Source organism: Bacillus sp. (in: firmicutes) (assembly GCA_017656295.1).
GTDB lineage: Bacteria > Bacillota > Bacilli > Bacillales > JACDOC01 > JACDOC01.
The window spans coordinates 75029-90826 of record JACDOC010000007.1; the positions used below are offsets into that span (position 1 = coordinate 75029).

A 15798-nucleotide genomic window follows, 5' to 3' on the forward strand; every position below is an offset into this window, starting at 1 on the left:
TTCCAACCCCTTACGTGTCAATCCTTGAATGACTGTAGATGTTTTTTCCTTCAACTGCTTGTTTAGCTAATTGGTCGGCTTCTCTATTTTTGTTTCGATGAATCGGTTCGAATTGAAACTGTACAGATAACTCTTTTCTCTTTTTTTCGATACGCTCAATCCAGCGATGTAACTCATCTTCATAACACGGCCATTCACCACTTAGTTGATTAAGAACCACCAATGAATCACCACGAATTCGACATCGTTGATATTTTACACCTAAGTCTTCCAAAAGTTGCATCCCAAACTTCAACGCCGCAAACTCTGCTTCATTGTTATTCGTCAATTGTTCAACTACTTGGTTCGCACGAACGCGCCATTGTTCCGGACCCTTCTTATAATAAATGACAACCCCAAGACCGGCAAGAAGTGAGTCACGTTGAAACGTACCATCAAAATAAACGGTGATGTCCGTTGGTTCTGCTTCCCATTTCTTTTGTAATTTTATCAATTCCTTTTTTGACCAAGTTACCCCTAATTCATCGATAAATTCAAAGTTTTTTCCTCTATTTTTATGCTGAAGATCTTCAGCGATGGCTAACAAGTCTTCCGGTAAACCCCATCCTGTTTCCATTGGTACTTCTAAATTGGAAGAGAGCGTATACGTAAATAGCAGTTTTACTTTCATCTGAATCATCCTTCTAGATTAGAATAAATCGTTTCAGTGGGCGGTCATTTTTTGTATAGTATATTTATTATGATAAATATATCAGTTTTTTCACGTACTGAAGCAACTTTTAAGGAGGTTGAACAGTTTGGTCGAAGTATACATAGACGGAGCTAGTGCTGGTGACCCTGGGCCTAGCGGAGCAGGGATTTTTATTAAACATGAAGGTCAAGTTTCCCGCTATTCATTTTATCTTGGAATCATGGACAATCACGAAGCGGAATTTCTTGCCTTAGTAAAAGGACTAGAAATATGTGTAGAAAAAGGGTACTCTATCGTTTCGTTTCGGTCAGATTCCCAAGCCGTTGTAGCCGCCGTCGAAAAAAAGTATGTTAAAAATAAACGTTATGCTGCTCAGTTAGACCGAATCCTAGCTCTAATCGACAAGTTGGACTTATTTTTTATTAAATGGATTTCCAATCAAGAAAATAAGGTAGCTGATGAGTTAGCACGCCAAGGAATCCGATTAAAGGGGGAGCATAATGAATAAACAGTTGGCCGATTTTATTTTATTGTCCATCGCATTTATTTGGGGTGCTACCTTTGTGATCGTTCAAAAAGGAATTACTCAACTAGATCCATTACTATTTAATACCGTTCGCTTTTTTGTAGCTGGATTATCTTTATTATGTTTGATCCCATTTATGAATCGGTCGATTCAGTGGACGCGAAAAACAATCCTACATGGGGCGGTTCTTGGAGTTTTCTTAAGCCTCGGTTATGGACTTCAAACGATTGGCTTGTTATATACTTCCCCATCTAGAGCTGGATTTATTACCGGATTAAGTGTTGTTATGGTTCCTTTGTTTTCTTTTATTTTGATAAAAAAAGCACCCCAACCTTTGGCCATCTTTGGCTCCCTATTAGCGGCCGTTGGTTTGTATTTTTTATCATTTGGTGATGCTAAGCCATTTAATATTGGTGATGTTTATGTTCTTTTCTGTGCCTTCGGATTTACACTTCATATTATATATACAGATTGTTTTGCCCGGCAAAGTCCAGCTTTTGAGCTAGCTGTCAGCCAACTTTTTACAGTATCCTTGCTTAGTTTAGTGGGAGCGCTCCTCTTAGAAGATGTTTCGCAAATTTTGGACCGCTCGATTATGTTTCATCGAGATGTCTTAATTGCATTATTTGTTACGTCATTATTTGCAACCTCTTTTCCATTTTTCGCTCAGACTTATGTTCAAAAATATACAACACCTGCTCGCGTTGCCTTAATCTATACGATGGAACCAGTATTTGCTGCCATCGTCGCTTATTTTTGGATCGATGAGCGACTTAGTATGATTGCTACAATAGGGTGTCTTTTCATTTTTATCGGTATGGTTTCTTCTGAACTACCTTCTTCAATTGTTCGGAACATGCTAAAGGGAACAAAATAACTTCCCTGTCGGTGTGCATAAAACTGAACATGATTGGAACACTAACATGTGGAGGTGACGGAAATGTCCAAAAACCGGGCGAACAATCGTGGACAGCGTACTGAAGGAGTCAATCCTCAAGGATATGCCGAAAGCGGACCAACACCACAGCCGAAAAGTACGCTAGAAAATGCGGCGAAAAAATCGAATCAAGCGTAATGAAAAAAAAGAGCATAAAGAACCCGTTTACGCCTAGTCGTAAACGGGTTCTTACCTCAGGCTAGAAGCTGCATCCTTGATTCATTGGTTAAATAGCGAATCACGTAGCGAAGCTCAAACTGGTGTAACGTTTCGATATCCACTTCAAGATTAAAATTCCATTTCATTTGTGCGAAATTAATTGCTAAAGGAACGTCACAATAAATCTCCGCTAAAGTACGCGATAACCGAAGCATTTCTTTATGTTCGGTGATTTTCTTTTGTTGTGCTGGCGTCAGTTCGTGCACTTGCTCAAGTAGTTTTTCAACCGTTCCATAGGTTTTTATTAATTTTAAAGCTGTTTTTTCTCCAATTCCTTTCACCCCGGGATATCCATCACTAGCATCACCCATCAATGCTTTCACTTCAACCCATTGGGATGGATGAATCCCTTTTTCCTCAACAAATTGTGATTCTGTATATTTTTTATAATTTCCAATTCCTTTTTGCAATAAATAAACATTTACATCATTTGCTAAAAGCTGTAATAAGTCTTGGTCCCCAGTGACAATACTTATCCGATGCGATAATTGTTTCGTCATCGTCCCAATACAATCATCGGCTTCATACCCCGAAACACCAATATTGATAAATCTCAGAGCGGTCGCTACTTCCTTCACCATATCAAATTGTGGGACCAGTTCATCGGGTGGGGCTTCCCGATTGGCTTTATAATCAGAAAACAATTCGTCTCGAAATGTTTTACTTCCCATATCCCAGCAGATGGCGATGTGAGAAGGTTGGATTTCAGCAATCGCCGCAAACAAATGTTTAAGAAATCCTTGCACACCGTTTGTCGCTATACCATTTGAATTTCTCATCCAATGACCCGTAACGGCTGTTGCGTAATACGACCGAAATAATAAGGCCATCCCATCAACTAATAATACGTTTGTAGACAAAGCGTTCACCTCTAACGATTCTTTTTTGTTTCGACTTCATTCGTATCGTAAGAAATCCAATCACTAAAGCTACCAACATATAACTTTACGTTTTGATAGCCTGCTTCAAGTAAAGATAAAACATTTACTGTCGCCGTAACCCCAGAACCACAATATACAATTAATGGGTCATTTTTTTTCCATATCGAAAAGCGCTTTTGTTGTTCTTCCACAGGTTTTAATCGATCGTTTTTTACACCAGTTTGCCAGTCAATATTTACTGCCTTTGGAATATGGCCGGCCTTTTTGTCAATCGGCTCAACTTCACCTAAATACCTTTCCTTTGCCCGTGAATCGATTAAAGTGGTTGGATGCCCTTTTGTGTTCACCACATCTTTTACTTCTTCAAAAGTAGCTAAAAGTTGTGGTTGCACATGTACGTCAAACGACCCTCTTATCGGCTGTGGGACATCTTTTGTAATTGGTAAGTTCGCTTTTCTCCATGCATTATAACCACCATTTAATACATACACTTGAGGGTGCCCTAAATATATGAGCATCCACCAACAACGGGCGGCAAAAGCGGACATACCATCATCGTAAACAATGACAGGGACGGTAGAATCCACCCCTTTTTGTTCAAACATTTCTTTTAACGTCGACTCATCAGGTAACGGATGGCGGCCCCCATGTACACCAACTGGTGCAGATAGTTCTTTTTCTAAATCTACATATATTGCTCCAGGTATATGATCATCCGAATATTTTTTTAATCCTTCTGTTGGATCTTTTAATGAAAAACGACAGTCAAGAATAGTGATTGAATTCTTTTTCGAAAGTTGTTCGAACAACCATTCTTTCTCTTTGATATATTTCACTACCACTCCATCCCTTTCTTTTTCATTAATTGAACGACTTGTTCTTTTGGGTGCCAACAATTGAATTGATACGTTGGTTTTGTTTCATACCCAAGCCTGTGACAACGGTAAATGGTCCGTCCTTTTTCTTTTTCAACACGAAAATGAATACATGTAGCACAGACGTGAAATCGATTTGTTTTGACCAACCCATCCCCTCCCGTTTTAATCGGATAGTTCTTTCCATAACTTCTGAAGTGCAGAAACATCGATGGTCATCTCAAGAGCTTTTAGCACCACATTCATTTGGTCGTGCACTTCAACTTCTAATTGGTTAATCATTTGCTCAAATTTTTCGTTAAATAATGGTTTGTACCAATCCAGCAGTCGTTTTTTCTGCAAATGTAAATATTCTTTCGTTAGCGGTTCAAGTACCTTTGTCAATTCCTCTACCATCTTTTGTTTTTCGTTCTTTTCAAAAAATGATTTCGGATTTTTATACAAAGATAACGCCTCGTTGAAAGATTTTTCAGACACGTTTTCAAAGGCAGATTCAAATGTCGGTGTGTCCCATGAAAATAGTTCGATTTCAGAAAAAAATAAATCATCATTGAACTCTTTTAATTGATTAACAAGGCCCTGGCGTTTATTGGCAATCGTTTTCTCCATAAATTTTTCCGCTCGTAAACTTGTTGCTCGCATTTCTTGAGCTAAGTCATAACCAATTGCCCCGATAAATTGATTCAATGCCTGACGAAGAGCACCTTTTACGTCTTTTACTTGACTATGAAGAATGGATGGGTGAAACGCTTCTTTAAAGAAATCATTAATTCGGAAAAAAACACGTTGTTTAATATAAAAAACTAGTTCCTCTATTTCTTGTTCCACGCTTTTCCATGCCATATTTAGATCCGTTGTTCGCAATAGGTTTGTCATGGTGTGTCGATTATTTTCCACTTGTTCACGAGTTTGTTTTTTTGTTTCTTCATCCGCTAAATGAGAGGCGATGAATTTTTTCAATAGGTTAATAGCTTTCTCATATTCCGCTTGTGCGGCTTTCATGGTAATTTCCATGAGCTCATTTGAAATAAAGTGCTGGAATGATGATTCAAATGTACGAATTCCCGAATCAAATTCAATTGGTTCCCCTTGCTTTTCTTTTAAAGCGAATAAACTCGATACGCCAAATATACGTGGAAAGCGAATACCGTACGATTGTAACTGTTCGCGAATATACCGAATGACGGCTTGTTGTTCGTCTTCGGATTGGGCTAAATCAATTGCATTCACAATAAAAAACATTTTGTCTAATTCAAAAGAGTCTTTTACTCGCCCTAGTTGAATTAAAAATTCACGGTCGGCTTTCGAAAACGCATGATTGTAATAAGTAACATAGAAGATTGCGTCCGCATTTTTAATATATTCAAACGCGACACCAGTATGGCGAGCATTGATGGAATCAGCGCCTGGTGTATCTACTAGCGTAATTCCTTTTTCGGCATATGGACTATGGCAGTAAAAGTCAATGGATTCAACAAAACAAGAGCGTTCTTCTCTTGAGACATATTGCTCAAATTCTTCACGGTTTACTTTTTTCGAATTTCCTAAATAAGGATAATGTTCTTTAAATCCTTTCACAAAAGCTTGTAAAAATGATTGGTGAACTTGGGCACCGTCTTGACCATCGGTTTGATGTTGTAAGGCTTCCCATTTTACTACTGCATCTTGTAAATCGTTCACGCGAATGTCGAACGCGGCAAATGCTCGTTGAACATCTTCAAGCATCGCCTCTTTTGTTTTAAAGGTGATGACTGCTGTCCCATGAGGATGATCGTTCGTTGGCGGAACAATCCGGTTAATGGCTGCTGTTGTAGGATTAGGCGATACCGGTAGTACACGTTCTCCGAGCAGTGCATTCGCAAACGAAGACTTTCCAGCACTAAACGCTCCGAACAAGGCAATGGTATACGTTCTTGATTCCATTCGTGTAGCTTTATCTTGTAGTTGTTGTACTGTTCGATCAAATCCCGGTACAGATTGTAATCGATGGGCAGCTTCACGTAGCTTTTGTACCATGTCATTCGAATGGTATACTTTAGAGGCAACGTTTTGTTCTTTTTCTGAAATAGGCTCGTCTTCCTTATTTTGTTCTTGGTGTTGATCTAACTGTTTATCTAAGCCGTCAATTTTTTGAAAGAACTCGTTTTCCCATGTTTGGATCCATTCTATCAGCTGTTCCGGTTGCTCTACATCTTCAAAAAGCAACTTTAATAGACGATTTTTTGAAAGGGCTAACTCTTCATCTAACGCTTCTATTCGTTCATACGCTTGAACCCGTTTTTTCGCTTCGTTCCAAGATTGCTTTAAACGTTTCCGTTTATCTAATCGTACTTCTTCCACTCGTTGTATTAAATGTTCAAGAAATGTTCGACAAGTTTGGTAGGCTAATTTTTTTAACGTATTGGCGACATCTTCCGTATAAACTAACACATAGTCGCCGGATAATTTGGCTCCTCGCTTTAAGGCTTGTTCTAATAATTGTGGGGTAAAAGATACGCTCACTTGTTGAGCTTGCTGTTCAAGAGCAACATCATGCAAATCCATCTTTTGAACCCAAGAAGAAGCCAATTGTTTCAGATGCCAATTCATATGGCGCTCTACGTTGTCTACCAGCTGCTGGTAAAAGGCGTCTTGCCTGCGTGCCCGTTCCTCTTCTGTTTTTTTTCGTTTGAAAAGAAAGCCAATGGAAAAATGATCCTGCATCGATTCAATGTACTGACGAGCTAATTCCCGCGTTTCAAATGGCATTAAATAAGCGTTTTGAATCAATCGTTCCAGTTCATCTAAACAGTTTTTCTCCATCTGCTCTATGAACACGTTTTCATAGGACAACAAATGAAACCAGCGTTGTTCTTCTTCATATGCCTTTTCTTTAGAACAGTGTCCAATTATTTGAACACAATGATTCCGTTCTTCTGACTGTTGCTCTTTTAACCAATCTAAATGTTCATGAACGAGTTGTTTAAGCGCTTGCTGCGTAGAATAAAGTACCTGCTCTTCCCTTTTTTCCATCATTGAATGAATGAGCGTTTTTACATGTTCTAATTCATTGTATGTGTGATTGATGTCTTTTAACGACGTAAAATAGATACCTCGTGGTTTTACACCCCAAGTAGCAAATGCCTGCTCCACAGATTGACGAAAGTAATGGAAAGAAAGTTCTTCTTCACGATGTTTGTCAATTTGATTGATGATTAGATATAGCGGAACTCCGTGGTCCATTAACTGTTTAGTAAACATAAAATTTAATTCTGATTGAACGTGATTATAATCCATCACGTAAAATACAACATCAGCAAGGTGAAGAGCCGATTCGGTAGAAAGGCGGTGGGCATCGTCTGTCGAATCTACTCCTGGAGTATCCATGACGGTCACTCCTTCTGGGAGAACTGACAATGGAAAAGCAATTTCCACTGTTTCGACGTCCGCTCCATTGCAACAATACTTTTTAATTGCATTGATATCAAATGGAGCATCCATCTGAATTGATGGTCGATTGTACTGAAAAATTCGAGCATATCCTTTGGTATCGTTTTTTATTTTTACGATATTGGCACTTGTAGGTATAGGACTTGAAGGAAGAAGTTCTTCCCCAACGACATAGTTAACAAATGTGGATTTTCCTGCAGAAAAATGTCCACAAAAAGCTACTATCATCTCATTGTCAAACACCTTTTTAGCGAGTAACTTCGCTTTTTCTGCTCTTCGATGGTCATCTTTCTGTACAAAATAATTTTGAAGGTGAATGGCTTTATAAAGTAATTGGTCGTTCTTTTGTAAGGTTTGTTGTGTCATGACTGTTACTCCTTACCCGTAATAATAACTTTTCTTTATTGTAATCGATTTTTTCCAATTTCTCTATACATGGGGAAGCAATGAGTAGAAAGGTGTTTGAAGGCAAAAATAAAACGCTCGCGTAGCGAACGTACCGTTTGTATCGATATAATGGAGAGGAATATTATTTCGTAGAAGGTTTCATGACGTGGTTCATCACATATTTCATTATCCCACCATAAACAGCAATCGTTGTCCCAACAAATAACCAAACCATCGTTCATCCCCCATTCTAATGAGAATAATTTTCATCACCATTAAAAATCTTATCACGAACGAGAATCATTTTCAATCCTTTCTTAGTATACGTTTTATTCCAGCGGATCATTCTTTCCTTTTCGAAAAAACGAACCATATATTGAAAACGCCTTTTGATAAGCAGGGACAAGTGCTAGGGCTTTATTTTCTTCACGAATTCGAATCGAAAGAATCCATGCATTTAAAATCGAAAATACGACTAAAGTGACATAAGCTTGCAATAACAATGGAATAAATATAAATTCCAACGTAACAATAACGTAATTTGGATGCTTCATCCATTGATAAAGTCCTTTTTGACATACTTCTTCTTTTGGAAGAATGAATATTTTTGTATTCCAATACGGTCCTAACGACCGAATGACGTGATAGCGAGCCCATTGCAATAATCCGATAATAAACACAATTACATAGGAAAAGACATTCCACTCAGGTTGTACAATCGTTCCTTCTATAAATAATGATAGTAAAAAAAGAATATGAAGGCAGACGATGAAGGGATAATGACTTTGTCCATATTCGATGGCCCCACGTTTTTTTATCCATTTTTCATTCCTTTTAGCAATCATTAATTCGATGATCCTTTGAAAAACAAGAAGAAAAACAACTACATCTGTCATCATCATTCCCACCTCAATAACAACATTTCAGCACTAAACCCCGGTCCTAACGCAAACGCTAAGCCGTACTTCCCCGCTTCAATCGGTTGTTCTAAATGTTTTTGTAAAACGGTTAATATGGTTACCGATGACATATTACCTCTTTTCGTTAACACCTTTCGGGCCTCGTCTAATCGTTTAGCATCGATTTGAAACGTTCGTTCGTATGCATCTAGCACTTTCTTTCCTCCAGGATGGGCAATAAAATACTCTATATCTTTTATCGACAAATGATATTTATGTAAAAATTGTTCTACATGTGGTTTTAACCATTCTTCAATGATGCTTGGAATGTCCCTCGAGAAAATGACAAAAAGCCCTTCATTTCGAATATCCCACCCCATTACATTTAGCGCATGTTTTTTCAGAGCCGATTGACACCCGATAATCGAAGGAAAAGTTCGTGAACGATGTTTCACCACTTCATCGCCACATACTAATGCACAAGCAACACCGTCAGCAAACAAGGCCGTTCCGATTAAATTACTTTTTGAAAAATCGTTCCGCTGAAATGTTAAACTACACATTTCGATTGTTAACACGAGTACTTTTCCAAACTGATTTTGTCGGCAGTATTCAAATGCGCGTGCTAATCCAGCCGCTCCTCCTGCGCATCCTAAACCCCATATTGGTAATCGTTTAGTATCGGTCCGAAAAGGTAGGTCGTTCATAATTCGCGCTTCAATCGTTGGAGTTGCAAGTCCAGTTGAGCTAATAGTGATAATCATATCGATATCTTCGTATGAAATCGGTTCACGTAAAAAGGAGCCTTGCAAACAGTTCCTAATTGCTTCCTTTCCTAACTGTACTGAACAATCGATATACACATCATTTTTTTCAGCAAATGAATGCTCCCTGGTATACCATTCCAACTCTTTCATAAACGATCGTGTTTGAATTTCACTGTTCTCAAAAACTTGTAATAATCGATTGATATCGGAATAGGCTTGTCCAAACATTTGCTTGACGAACTGTTTGGCTTTCGATTGATAAACGGTATAAGGTGGTATCGCTTCACCTACTGAAAGTACTTTGGGCAAGGAAACTCCCCCTTTCATGCTGCTGTTATTTTTTCCAGATAGAGGCTTTTTATGACAATACAGTCAAATTTAAAAAAATAATGTTTTTTTTACATTAGTTAACGAATTTTTACTATCGAACTTGGTTCTGTATGATATGATAAATTTAGACAAAATAATGGAGGATTTGACATGATCGTTACTGAGCAAGTAACTCATTTACTAAATGGTACCATTGAAACTATGAAATCTATTTTTCCATTGACGATTCAACTCGGAAAACCGATGTTAGTAGAAGAACCGCTATACCAACAAGAAATGGGGGTTTTGATCGGGATTACAGGTGATATTCCTGGGCGCATCATGATTCAAAGCCAACAAGACGTCTTTTCTCAGCTTGGACAAGCAATGTTTGGCCTGCCAGTTGAAGGTGAAATGCTTGAATCATTCGCAGGTGAAGTTGGCAATATGATTGCTGGGAATTTGTCAACGGTTATTTCACAAATAGGGATGACGATGGATATTACTCCTCCAACTGTCATTGTTGGTGATTCAAAAGTATACGGCTTTAAACGTGCCTTTCAACTACCGGTAACGATGGATACAGTTGGTACCTTTACCGTTGTGTTAATTATGGATGAGCAATAAAAAAACAGGGGATGCTTTCCCCTGCTATTAATACTTTCTTAAACTGTTGCTGGTAATATTTTTAAATAATCTTTTTATCGTCTACGACGTTCCCAGATTTCGAACAAGTTCCGACCGTTAAATATAAAATACAGCATTTCCGACAATAAAAGCGCTCCATTTGTTATTTCACTCGCTTTTTTTTATTAGCATATGAAGAAACAAAGAAAGCGTGAATAAACGATGATTTACGGAACTTCATGCCCTAAAGATGCTTGATAAATAGTAAACCATTGTTGTCGAGTCATGGTTAGCGATAATGCATTCACAGCACGCTGAATTCGTTCTTTTTTCCCTGAGCCGACGATTGGCATTATTTTAGCTGGATGTACAAGCAACCAGGTATACAACACTTCATCAATCGATTGTGCTCCTATTTCTTTTCCAACCGAATTAAGCGCTTCCCGCAGTCGGACCGCTCGTTCCTTTTCACTCGTAAAAATTTTTCCACCTGCCAGTGGTGACCACGCCATTGGTGGCATCCTTTTTTCTAAACATAAATCCACTGTTCCATCTTGAAAATTCTCTAATTGATAGGCGGAAAGTTCGATCTGGTTTGTAACTAAAGGGAAATTTAAGTAAGACTGTAACATGTTCAGTTGCGAACGTTTAAAGTTTGATACTCCAAAGTAACGGACTTTTCCTTCTTCTTTTAATTTCGTAAACGCTTCGGCCACTTCTTCTGGATTCATAAATGGGTCAGGACGATGAATCAGTAGCACATCGATATAATCCGTATCGAAATTTTTTAACGACTGTTCCACCGACGCAACAATATGTTCTTTACTTGTGTCATAATGTTTGATTTTATGTTCTGGGCGATTCGACGAAATTAATTTGATACCGCATTTTGTGACAATTTCCATTTGCTCTCTAAGTGAAGGCTTCACTTTTAATACTTTCCCAAATCGCTCTTCACACGTATAGTGACCATAAATATCGGCATGGTCAAACGTCGTAATTCCTTGTTCAAGGCAATATTCTACCAGCTCGATTGTATCCTCAGTAGAGTAATTCCATTTATCTAACCGCCATAACCCATGAATTAAGCGTGAAAAGGATAAATCGCTTGCTAATTGAATACGTTCCATCCCGTATCTCCTTCCTTTACCTCAGAAAATTATGTATATACAAGTGTTATTTTCCTATAATCCCTTCCATTTGTAAAACGCGATTACTTCCCATGGAACATAGTTGAGAATTTGTTCATTTCTTCACATTTTCTTCACAAATCGTCAAATGAAGTGTGATATTTATCACAGATAGCCAATTGTTGAAAATTTACAATGAAAATAGCAATGACCCATTATTTAGAAAGGGGTGATTGGGATGGCCCAACTAAATGTACAGCCGAAGAAAAAAGTAACAACGGAACAACCGGAAGAATTAAATGGAACACTCGTATCCGTGTTGTTAATGGGAGCCTTTTTTATCATTAGTTGGATCATTGTCTTTTCGATCTTTTTAGATCGTTTTTAACTGGAGGAGGTTTTTACAATGCACATGCATCGATACGAAAAATGGTGGTTAACCCTTGGAACCGGATCTCTTATTATTTTCTTAATTATTCTAGGGATAAGCGCATTTCATCAAGGTCATCAACCCCCAAGCGCGAAAGCTTTTGTTGATCCTGAGAAAGTCGATCAAACAAAGCCGTTTGACGAACCAGGATTAAAAAAAGTGGAAGGTAAAGATTGGGATTATGAACTCGTTTACGTTGCTTCCGCTTTTTTCTATGCCCCGATAGAGGTCGAAATTCCACTTGGCGCAAAAGTGAAAATTATTGCGACAACAAAAGATGTGATTCACGGTTTTGAAGTAGCAGGAACAAATATCAATATGATGCTTGAACCAGGATACATTAGTGAATATGTAACCACGTTTGACAAAGCAGGAGAATATTTAGTTTTATGTAATGAATATTGTGGTGTTGGACACCATACGATGAAATCTACAATCAAGGTGGTGGAGTAGGTGAAGAATAAATTTTTAACCAAAGTCCATCCACATGATGCCAAGTTAGCCTTAGCTCACCTACATGTTGCCTTCGTCGCCTTGGCACTCGGTGGATTAGCTGGATTACTACAAGTACTCGTCCGTTCAGGAAAATTTGTTCTTCCTGCTGGGATTGGATATTATCAAGTGTTAACGGTTCATGGAGTTTTGCTTGGTCTTGTTCTTACTACTTTCTTTATTATGGGTTTTCAATTAGCAGCCGTAAGTCGAACTTCGGGCCCGCTTTCAACCAAATCTCGACTCGTTGGTTGGCTTGGTTTTTGGCTCATGACCATTGGTACAGTGATCGCCGGTACCATGATTTTGTTAAATGAAGCGACTGTATTATATACGTTTTACGCTCCCCTTCAAGCGCACTTTTTATTTTACTTTGGATTAACGCTTGTCATTGTCGGAAGCTGGCTCGGAGGTGGTGCACAAATCGCCACATATGTTCGTTGGAAAAAAGAACATCCTGGCGAAACAAGCCCGTTATTAAGCTTTATGGTCGTTGTAAACAATTTATTATGGATTGTTGCCACATTAGGTGTAGCAGGTACAGTATTGTTCCAATTGATTCCTTGGTCTTTAGGGTGGGTAGAACGTGTCGATGTTCTTATTAGTCGTACATTATTCTGGTATTTTGGTCACCCGCTCGTTTATTTCTGGTTATTGCCGGCCTACATGGCATGGTACGTGATCGTTCCAAAAATCATTGGCGGAAAAATTTTCTCAGATTCACTAGCACGACTTTCATTCATTTTATTTTTACTCTTTTCAATTCCTGTTGGCTTCCATCACCAACTCGTTGAACCGGGAATTGATTCGTTTTGGAAGTATTTACAAGTCGTTCTTACATTTATGGTAACTGTTCCATCGTTAATGACCGCATTTTCACTTTTTGCTACATTCGAAATGTATGGACGTGCAAAAGGTGCAACAGGACTTTTCGGATGGTTCAAAAAACTCCCATGGCATGATGCTCGCTTTACCGTTCCATTTATCGGTATGGTCGCCTTTATTCCTGGTGGAGCTGGCGGAATTATTAATGCCTCTAACCAAATGAACCAAGTCGTGCATAATACGATTTGGGTAACAGGTCACTTCCACTTAACGGTGGCATCGGCCGTTGTGTTAACGTTCTTTGGTATCTCGTATTGGTTAGTGCCGCATTTAACAGGACGCAAATTGTCAAAAGCAATGAATAAGTTAGCTATTTTCCAAGGAATTGTCTGGGCTGTAGGAATGTCGATTATGTCCGGTTCGATGCATTTAGCCGGACTATTGGGAGCGCCACGTCGTTCTGCATTCTCAACCTATGGTGATGCACAGCAAGCACTAGACTGGATCCCTTATCAAATTGCACAAGCGGTGGGTGGATCTATTCTATTCTTAGGAATTGTTCTTGCCCTCATTATTTACGTAAACTTAGCGTTTTTTGCTCCAAAAGGTGAAGAAGAGTTCCCTGTTGGAGAGGTGGCGGATGCGGCTGAACGCCCTCCTCTTGTCCTAGAAAATTGGAAGCTTTGGTTAACCGTTTTGGCTGCACTTATCTTGATTGCTTATTCGGTACCATTTATGGATATGCTCCAAGACGGACCTCCTGGCTCGAAAGGATATAAATTCTGGTAACGAAATGAGCAGGAAGCATTTAATAGCTTCCTGCTTATTTATTGATCATTTTTCTTGTACTTGTTGTAAGCCATACACTTTTGAATATTTGTCTGATAAATAATCAATCAAATATTTCGCATTTAACCCTTCACCAGTTACATCTTTTAAAATTTCTAATGGCTTTTTCATTTTTCCGTATTGATGGATATGTTCTGTTAACCAGTTTAAAATTGGTTTTGAATTTCCTTCTGCTAAAAGTTGATCAAATTGAGGTAAATCTTTCAACATCGCGTGTTTAAATTGCGCTGCATACATATATCCTAGTGCGTAAGATGGGAAGTACCCAAAACTACCACCTGACCAATGTACATCTTGAAGAACGCCTTCGGCATCATTTTGCGGACGAATACCTAAATATTGTTCATATTTCGCATTCCAAATCTCTGGTAAATCTTTCGCTTCCAATCCTTCGTTAAATAGTCCTTTTTCGATTTCATAACGGATAATGATGTGTAATGGATACGTTAACTCATCCGCTTCAATACGAATAAGCGATGGCTTCGATTCGTTAATGGCTCGATAAAACTCATCAAGTGACACACCATCAAACTGGTTACCTGCAAACTCTTTTAATAAATCATAGTTATGTTTCCAGAAATAATAGTTTCTTCCGACAAAATTTTCATAAAAGAGCGATTGACTTTCGTGAATTCCCATCGAAGTACCTGTGCAAATAGGTAATCCGACTAATTCTTTCGAAATATTTTGTTCATACAAAGCATGTCCACATTCATGAATGGTTCCGAAAAGAGCTGTACGGAAATCATTTTCATCGTATTTTGTTGTGACGCGTACATCTCCTGGATTTAAACCAATCATAAACGGGTGAACCGTTTCGTCTAGACGACCAGATTCAAAATCATACCCTAACTGTTCAAGCAGCTTTAAACTTAACGCTCGTTGGCGATCTTTCTGGAACTTGTGGTACAAAAAGTCGGTGCGTGGTTGATTGTTTGATTCCGAAATTGCCTTTACTAATGGAATGATTGCATCCCGTAATTCACCGAAAACTTGATCGAGCGTCCGAACGGTCATTCCTGGTTCATAATGATCAAGCAATGTATCATAGTTCGTTTCTTTTGGTCCCCAATACTGAATAAAACGTTTATTAAATTCGACTAATCGTTCTAGATATGGTCTGAATAACTCAAAGTTAGCGGTCGATTTTGCTTCTTCCCATACAGATTCTGCTTTTGATTGAAGAACGACATACTCTTGAAACTCCTCAGCAGGAATTTTTTTATTCCGTTCATATTCTTCTTTACAATGTTCTAACACTTTCACCGTTGTTCCAAGAAGCTCTTGTTCCTGTCCAGTTAATTTTGCTAAGTAGGCTGCCATTTCTTCTGAAATTGACATTTTAAATACTTCTGATGATAAAGTACCGATTACTTCCGAGCGCTGCTCTATTCCTTTTTTAGGCGCTCCTGTCCGCATGTCCCAATACATGACACTGATTGCTTCGGAGTATGCCATCATTTTTTTGACATAGGATAAAAACTCTTTTTCTAAGTCTTTTATTATTTGAGACACAAGCATCCCT

Annotated in this window: 16 protein-coding genes; 7 read left to right on the forward strand and 9 right to left on the reverse strand. The window is 38.5% G+C overall.

What is annotated here, in order from left to right:
- Positions 1-10: 10 nt before the first annotated feature.
- A complete protein-coding gene (locus H0Z31_08185) occupies positions 11-670 on the reverse strand; it encodes a reverse transcriptase-like protein (protein ID MBO8177417.1) in 660 nt (219 codons plus the stop codon).
- A gap of 127 nt (positions 671-797) precedes the next feature.
- Here H0Z31_08185 and H0Z31_08190 point away from each other — a divergent pair, with 127 nt between their 5' ends.
- The 3 genes from H0Z31_08190 (at position 798) to H0Z31_08200 (ending at position 2292) form a co-directional block, all read left to right on the forward strand.
- Positions 798-1199, forward strand: a complete 402-nt coding sequence (locus H0Z31_08190) for a reverse transcriptase-like protein (GenBank protein MBO8177418.1) — start codon at positions 798-800, stop codon at positions 1197-1199.
- Entirely contained in the window at positions 1192-2094 is a 903-nt protein-coding gene (locus tag H0Z31_08195) for a DMT family transporter (GenBank protein ID MBO8177419.1), read from the forward strand. The genes H0Z31_08190 and H0Z31_08195 overlap by 8 nt, the downstream gene beginning before the upstream one ends.
- A gap of 63 nt (positions 2095-2157) precedes the next feature.
- Entirely contained in the window at positions 2158-2292 is a 135-nt protein-coding gene (locus H0Z31_08200; protein MBO8177420.1) for a small, acid-soluble spore protein L, read from the forward strand.
- Positions 2293-2348: 56 nt separating this feature from the next.
- Here the strand turns inward: H0Z31_08200 and H0Z31_08205 are convergent, their stop codons facing one another.
- From H0Z31_08205 to H0Z31_08230, 6 genes are all read right to left on the reverse strand, one after another.
- Positions 2349-3233: a 5'-3' exonuclease gene (locus tag H0Z31_08205; GenBank protein ID MBO8177421.1), complete on the reverse strand. Its 885-nt coding sequence runs from the start codon at positions 3231-3233 to the stop codon at positions 2349-2351.
- An 11-nt stretch (positions 3234-3244) separates the two neighbouring features.
- Positions 3245-4090, reverse strand: a complete 846-nt coding sequence (locus H0Z31_08210) for a sulfurtransferase (protein ID MBO8177422.1) — start codon at positions 4088-4090, stop codon at positions 3245-3247.
- On the reverse strand, positions 4090-4278 hold the full coding sequence (locus H0Z31_08215; protein ID MBO8177423.1) for a hypothetical protein: 189 nt from the start codon (positions 4276-4278) through the stop codon (positions 4090-4092). Before H0Z31_08215 ends, H0Z31_08210 begins: the two co-directional genes overlap by 1 nt.
- Before the next feature lie 16 nt (positions 4279-4294).
- Positions 4295-7924, reverse strand: coding sequence for a dynamin family protein (locus H0Z31_08220; GenBank protein ID MBO8177424.1), 3630 nt, complete (start codon positions 7922-7924; stop codon positions 4295-4297).
- A 350-nt stretch (positions 7925-8274) separates the two neighbouring features.
- Positions 8275-8841 carry a hypothetical protein gene (locus H0Z31_08225; protein ID MBO8177425.1) on the reverse strand — a complete coding sequence of 189 codons (567 nt, stop codon included), beginning with the start codon at positions 8839-8841 and terminating at the stop codon, positions 8275-8277.
- A 2-nt stretch (positions 8842-8843) separates the two neighbouring features.
- Positions 8844-9920 carry a type III polyketide synthase gene (locus H0Z31_08230; protein MBO8177426.1) on the reverse strand — a complete coding sequence of 359 codons (1077 nt, stop codon included), beginning with the start codon at positions 9918-9920 and terminating at the stop codon, positions 8844-8846.
- Positions 9921-10091: 171 nt separating this feature from the next.
- On the opposite strand from H0Z31_08230, the gene H0Z31_08235 reads away from it, so the two are divergent.
- A complete protein-coding gene (locus tag H0Z31_08235) occupies positions 10092-10547 on the forward strand; it encodes a chemotaxis protein CheX (protein MBO8177427.1) in 456 nt (151 codons plus the stop codon).
- Between the two features lie 227 nt (positions 10548-10774).
- On the opposite strand, the gene H0Z31_08240 is transcribed toward H0Z31_08235, so the two are convergent.
- The gene (locus H0Z31_08240; protein MBO8177428.1) at positions 10775-11677 is read right to left on the reverse strand and encodes an aldo/keto reductase family oxidoreductase; all 903 of its coding nucleotides are present in this window, start codon (positions 11675-11677) and stop codon (positions 10775-10777) included.
- Between the two features lie 238 nt (positions 11678-11915).
- Here H0Z31_08240 and H0Z31_08245 point away from each other — a divergent pair, with 238 nt between their 5' ends.
- The 3 genes from H0Z31_08245 to H0Z31_08255 are packed head-to-tail and all read left to right on the forward strand — an operon-like array spanning position 11916 to position 14213.
- The gene (locus H0Z31_08245) at positions 11916-12065 is read left to right on the forward strand and encodes a cytochrome c oxidase subunit 2A (protein ID MBO8177429.1); all 150 of its coding nucleotides are present in this window, start codon (positions 11916-11918) and stop codon (positions 12063-12065) included.
- A gap of 18 nt (positions 12066-12083) precedes the next feature.
- Positions 12084-12560 carry a cytochrome B5 gene (locus H0Z31_08250; GenBank protein MBO8177430.1) on the forward strand — a complete coding sequence of 159 codons (477 nt, stop codon included), beginning with the start codon at positions 12084-12086 and terminating at the stop codon, positions 12558-12560.
- Entirely contained in the window at positions 12561-14213 is a 1653-nt protein-coding gene (locus H0Z31_08255) for a b(o/a)3-type cytochrome-c oxidase subunit 1 (GenBank protein MBO8177431.1), read from the forward strand.
- Between the two features lie 45 nt (positions 14214-14258).
- Here the strand turns inward: H0Z31_08255 and H0Z31_08260 are convergent, their stop codons facing one another.
- Positions 14259-15794, reverse strand: a complete 1536-nt coding sequence (locus H0Z31_08260) for a carboxypeptidase M32 (protein MBO8177432.1) — start codon at positions 15792-15794, stop codon at positions 14259-14261.
- Positions 15795-15798 lie beyond the last annotated feature (4 nt).

Coding starts and splice junctions, on each gene's coding strand:
- H0Z31_08185 (MBO8177417.1), bottom strand. CDS start 670: ATGAAAGTAAAACTGCTATTTACGTATACGCTCTCTTCCAATTTAGAA.
- H0Z31_08195 (MBO8177419.1), top strand. CDS start 1,192: ATGAATAAACAGTTGGCCGATTTTATTTTATTGTCCATCGCATTTATT.
- H0Z31_08200 (MBO8177420.1), top strand. CDS start 2,158: ATGTCCAAAAACCGGGCGAACAATCGTGGACAGCGTACTGAAGGAGTC.
- H0Z31_08220 (MBO8177424.1), bottom strand. CDS start 7,924: ATGACACAACAAACCTTACAAAAGAACGACCAATTACTTTATAAAGCC.
- H0Z31_08225 (MBO8177425.1), bottom strand. CDS start 8,841: ATGACAGATGTAGTTGTTTTTCTTCTTGTTTTTCAAAGGATCATCGAA.
- H0Z31_08235 (MBO8177427.1), top strand. CDS start 10,092: ATGATCGTTACTGAGCAAGTAACTCATTTACTAAATGGTACCATTGAA.
- H0Z31_08240 (MBO8177428.1), bottom strand. CDS start 11,677: ATGGAACGTATTCAATTAGCAAGCGATTTATCCTTTTCACGCTTAATT.
- H0Z31_08245 (MBO8177429.1), top strand. CDS start 11,916: ATGGCCCAACTAAATGTACAGCCGAAGAAAAAAGTAACAACGGAACAA.
- H0Z31_08250 (MBO8177430.1), top strand. CDS start 12,084: ATGCACATGCATCGATACGAAAAATGGTGGTTAACCCTTGGAACCGGA.
- H0Z31_08260 (MBO8177432.1), bottom strand. CDS start 15,794: ATGCTTGTGTCTCAAATAATAAAAGACTTAGAAAAAGAGTTTTTATCC.